The organism is Rhodococcus globerulus NBRC 14531 (assembly GCF_001894805.1).
GTDB lineage: Bacteria > Actinomycetota > Actinomycetes > Mycobacteriales > Mycobacteriaceae > Rhodococcus_F > Rhodococcus_F globerula.
The window spans coordinates 1-4578 of the sequence record NZ_BCWX01000019.1 but is presented as its reverse complement, the minus strand read 5'-3'; the positions used below and the strand labels follow the sequence as shown (position 1 = coordinate 4578).

The following is a 4578-nucleotide window of genomic DNA, read 5'->3' as shown; positions in this document are numbered from 1 at the left end:
TCGTCTAGACACGGATTCGCGCGAAAGCTCTTGGGAAGCAAGCAAAACTGCACAGACCGTAGCGTCCGGCATGCACATCTTCACGCATGCCGGGCGTTGCGGTCTTTTCATTTTCGCCCGCACTGCCCGAGATATCGAAATATGTTGCACCACAATGCACAATTACGGACAAAGTCTTGGCATCACTGCCTAGGATACGAATACTCTTGTAACAGAATGCAATTCTTGACAATTGACGGCGCGCTGGGAAGCATCGGAAGCGCCGCCACTATAGAAGGACATCCGCATGGCACTCTTTCCCAAACCTGCCGAAGGAAGCTGGACCCAGCACTATCCGGACGTCGGAACCGGGCCGGTGTCCTATCAGGACTGCATTTCGCCCGAATTCTACGAAGCCGAACGCGAAGCAGTGTTCAAGCAGGCGTGGCTCAATGTCGGGCGCGTCGAGGACGTCGCCGACAAAGGTCGCTATTTCACCAAGGAAATCGAGGTCGCCAATACCTCGCTCATCATCGTGCGCGATCTGGAGGGGCAGGTTCGCGCCTTCCACAACATCTGCCGTCACCGCGGAAACAAGTTGGTGTGGAACGAGATTCCCAGTGCGGAGACCAGCGGCTCGTGCCGCGCCTTCACCTGCAAGTACCACGCGTGGCGTTACTCGCTCGACGGGTCGCTGACGTTTGTACAGCAGGAGGGCGAGTTCTTCGACTTGGACAAGGCCGATTACGGACTGGTCCCGGTGCATTGCGATGTCTGGGCCGGGTTCATCTTCGTCAATCTCGCCAAGGAACCTCCCACCACTCTTACCGAATTCCTCGGTTCGATGATCACCGATCTGGCGGGGTATCCGTTCGAGGAGATGCCCGAGCGCTACGATTTCAGCGCCGACATCGACTGCAACTGGAAAGTCTTCCTGGACGCATTCCAGGAGTACTACCACGTCCCGTCGCTGCATACCCAGGAAGCAACCCCCGACGCCAGGCCCCAGATGATGAAGGGATTCGAGGCGCCGCACTATCAACTCGACGGGCCCCATCGAATGGTGTCCACGTCCAGCGTTCCGCGTCGACTGTGGCCGGCCAATTTCCAGTATCCGATCGAAATGGAAACGCGCAGCGGCTTGTTCGGCCCGTGGAACGAACCCGATCTCGGGGGCGAGCTGTCCGGAACCAACCCTGGACGCATCAAGGCCTGGGCGGCCGACAACTTCCAGATCTTCCCCAACCTGGAGATCCTGATCTGGGCGAGCGGGTGGTACCTCGTCTACCGCTACTGGCCTACGTCGCACAACACGCACCGGTTCGAGGGCACACTCTTCTTCCCACCGGCCAAAAACGCCAGCGACCGCGCTGCACAGGAATGCGCCGTCGTCATGTTCAAGGAGTTCGCTCTGCAGGACGCCGGCACCCTCGTCGGAACTCAGCAGGGTCTCGACGCTTTGGGCAATTCGAGCGACTTCCCACTCAACGACCAGGAACTCCTCGTCCGGCATTTCCACAAGTCCGTTGCCGACTGGGTCGCGAACTACCAAGGCTCCGGGGTGAATGCATGACGAACATCAACCCTCTTCTCCCTCAGGAATTCTCGGAACTCGAGGGTTTTGCCGCCGTGTGGAGTCTCGAAACGGAGGCTGAACGCTGGAATATGCGGATGACGAGCAGCATGGCAACGATGCAGGCGTTCTACGACGCCGGTTTCCCCGTCCTTCAAGACGCTCTTGCCTACTGCGACAAGTTTCCGCTCGACGATCTCCCCGACGACGCGCGCAATCTGCTCCGCCTGGTGCACTCCGTCATCATGGTCGCGATGTGCGTCGAAATCTGGCATCAGCCCAAGGTCGTAGACGGCGGTGACGCGGTCCTGAACCGTCTCACCGAACCATCCTTCTGAAAATGTCCCACTGTTCGAAATGACCCACTGACTCAGGTGAGCAGCCCCTCGCCTCAAGAATCGAGACATACGCGCGAGCGATGTCGCGGGAAACGGTGTAGCCATGACCGACTTCGAGACCAAGAACTTTTTCAAAGACGACGATCTTGTCGTGGACCCGTATCCGTACTTCGAGGCGATGCGCGGTCAATGCCCCGTCAAGCGCGAACCGCACCACGACGTAGTCATGGTGACGGGGTACGAGGAAGCCGTGGAGGTGCTGCAGGACAGCGTGACATTCTCGTCGTGCACGTCGGTTACCGGGCCGTTTCCAGGTTTCCCGGTCCCGCTCGAAGGCGACGACGTCTCGGAATTGATCGAACTGCACCGCCACAAGCTCCCGATGAACGATCAGCTTCCGACACTCGATCCCCCGATGCACACCGACCACCGCGCCCTGCTCATGCGATTGATCACTCCCAAGCGCCTCAAAGAGAACGAGGACTGGATGTGGACCCTCGCAGACCAGTTGCTGGACAAGGCACTCGAGGGCGGCGAAGGTGAATTCATCAGCGAGTTCGCGCTGCCGTATGCGCTGCTGGCCATCGCCGATCTGCTCGGTGTTCCCGAGGACGATCGCAACAATTTTGTTCGGAATCTCGGGCAACCGCACGGCGGTGGTGGCGGCGGCGTCGGAAGCACCGGTGACGACACGATGGCCCACACTCCGATGGAATTCCTGTACGCACAGTTCACCGCCTACGTCGAGGACCGTCGCCGTGAACCACGTGACGATGTCATGACCGGTTTGGCCACCGCAACGTTCCCGGACGGCTCGACCCCCGATGTCGCAGACGTTGTACATGTTGCTGCCAACCTCTTCTCGGCCGGTCAGGAAACCACGGTCCGCCTGCTCAGCTCCGCACTGAAGATTCTTGCCGAAGAGCCGGAGCTCCAAGCACTTCTACGCAAGGAACGCGACCGCATTCCCAACTTCATCGAAGAGACACTGCGGATCGAAAGCCCGATCAAAGGCGATTTCCGGCTCTCTCGGGTTCCCACAACCATTGGCGGAGTGGATATCCCGGCAGGAACCACGGTGATGTTGGTCAACGGCGCCGCCAATCGCGATCCGCGCCAGTTCCCGGATGCTGCGACGTTCGACATCGATCGACCCAATTCCCGCACACACATCGCCTTCGGCCGCGGCATTCACAGCTGCCCCGGCGCCCCACTCGCTCGTACGGAAGCCCGGATTTGCCTCGAGCGCCTTCTGGACCGCACCACGGACATCCGAATTTCGGAGAGCATTCACGGAACGGCGGATAACCGTAATTTCCAGTATGTTCCGACGTTCATCCTCCGCGGTCTCACCAACTTGAATCTCGAGTACACGCTCGCCGAGGAGGGCGCCCGATGAAGGTCACTGTCGACCCGGACGGATGCAAGGGGCACGGCGTCTGCCTCACGATCGCCCCTGAGGTATTTACTCTCACCGACGACGGTTACGCCGAAGCGATTACCGACGTGGTTCCGACGGACACGGAAGGTGCAGTTCGTGACGCGGTCTCGAATTGCCCCGAGCGCGCAATCACCCTGACCTGACTTCACTTTCAACCATCAATCACGACAACCAGGAGTACGCAATGCCCAAGGGATATGTCATCTTGACCGAAGCCGTCAAGGACGAAGCCGGCATGAATGCCTATGGCCGGGCATCTGCGCCCTCACTGGCAAAGGGCGGCGCCACAGTTCTGTCGGTCGAGACGACACCTCGCGTACTCGAGGGCGATTGGCACGGCGACCGGACAGTCGTCCTCGAGTTCGCATCGGTCGAGGCGGCCCGCACTTGGTACGAGTCCGACGAGTACCAGGAGGCAAAGGTGTTGCGCGAGAGTGCTGCCGAGACCAATGCCGTGATCCTGTCAGGATTCGAGATGCCGAGTCGCCGTGGGTGATGTCGACCTCTAACGGGTCGAGCAGACCCTGAATCTCACGCGGTGTTCGTCTGTCGAACACCGCGTGTTTTTTGTGTGTAGACCGACCGAACCCGGCCAACGTTGACGACGGGTGAGGACTGTGGAAATATTGCGCTCAGTTAAAGAGAATGTGATTCTCAAAGATGAGATCGAAAATATTGCGCCTTTCGATGACAGCAAAGGAAACGAACATCTGATGCGGCTATCTCCGTTACCCGAAGCAGATTGGGACGACCAGGTCCGAATGTCGTTGCGCGGAATGCTGCCCCGTGAGCGGCAGAACCCGGAAGGTGCCGGACCGGCTCTGTCCACTCTGGTGAATCACCCTGAACTGACCAGGGACTTCCTCATCTTCAGCACGCGAATGCTGTACCGCAACAGCCTTCCGCCGCGCCTGCGCGAACTCGCCATCCTGAGGGTTGCAACGCGCCGAAACTGCGCTTACGAGAAGACCCACCACATCATCATCGCCCAGGAGGAAGCAGGCCTGACGCCGACCGAGATCGAATCGGCGATGCGCGGCGAAGCCCTCGTCGAACCCGACATCACGGTGTTGCGCGCCGTCGAAGAGCTCGAAGTCGATTCGATCGTCTCCGACGAGACCTGGGCTGCACTCAGCGAGTACTTCGACAAACGACAGCTGATGGATTTTGTCTTCACCGTCGGCTGCTATGGCCTGATGGCCATGGCCTTCAACTCATTTGGCATCGAGCCAGACCACGAAAGCGAG

At 59.4% G+C, this 4578-nt stretch carries 6 protein-coding genes; all 6 read left to right on the top strand.

All coding sequences use genetic code 11. The features are described from left to right. Positions 1–286 precede the first annotated feature (286 nt). Entirely contained in the window at positions 287–1552 is a 1266-nt protein-coding gene (locus RG2_RS31145; protein ID WP_033237413.1) for an aromatic ring-hydroxylating oxygenase subunit alpha, read from the top strand. Next, complete coding sequence (locus RG2_RS31140; protein ID WP_033237412.1) at positions 1549–1890, top strand: hypothetical protein; 342 nt, start codon at positions 1549–1551, stop codon at positions 1888–1890. The genes RG2_RS31145 and RG2_RS31140 overlap by 4 nt, the downstream gene beginning before the upstream one ends. 103 nt (positions 1891–1993) lie before the next feature. After that, complete coding sequence (locus RG2_RS31135; RefSeq protein WP_033237411.1) at positions 1994–3289, top strand: cytochrome P450; 1296 nt, start codon at positions 1994–1996, stop codon at positions 3287–3289. Then, positions 3286–3474, top strand: a complete 189-nt coding sequence (locus RG2_RS31130) for a ferredoxin (protein ID WP_033237410.1) — start codon at positions 3286–3288, stop codon at positions 3472–3474. Before RG2_RS31135 ends, RG2_RS31130 begins: the two co-directional genes overlap by 4 nt. A gap of 41 nt (positions 3475–3515) precedes the next feature. Beyond that, entirely contained in the window at positions 3516–3827 is a 312-nt protein-coding gene (locus tag RG2_RS31125; protein ID WP_033237409.1) for a DUF1330 domain-containing protein, read from the top strand. Positions 3828–3948: 121 nt separating this feature from the next. Continuing rightward, positions 3949–4578 (top strand): carboxymuconolactone decarboxylase family protein (locus RG2_RS31120; RefSeq protein ID WP_371851358.1); only part of this gene is annotated, 630 nt, incomplete at its 3' end.

Bases quoted from the DNA above. Each gene is read 5' to 3' on its own strand.
- RG2_RS31145 (WP_033237413.1), top strand. From the start codon at position 287: ATGGCACTCTTTCCCAAACCTGCCGAAGGAAGCTGGACCCAGCACTAT.
- RG2_RS31140 (WP_033237412.1), top strand. From the start codon at position 1,549: ATGACGAACATCAACCCTCTTCTCCCTCAGGAATTCTCGGAACTCGAG.
- RG2_RS31135 (WP_033237411.1), top strand. From the start codon at position 1,994: ATGACCGACTTCGAGACCAAGAACTTTTTCAAAGACGACGATCTTGTC.
- RG2_RS31130 (WP_033237410.1), top strand. From the start codon at position 3,286: ATGAAGGTCACTGTCGACCCGGACGGATGCAAGGGGCACGGCGTCTGC.
- RG2_RS31125 (WP_033237409.1), top strand. From the start codon at position 3,516: ATGCCCAAGGGATATGTCATCTTGACCGAAGCCGTCAAGGACGAAGCC.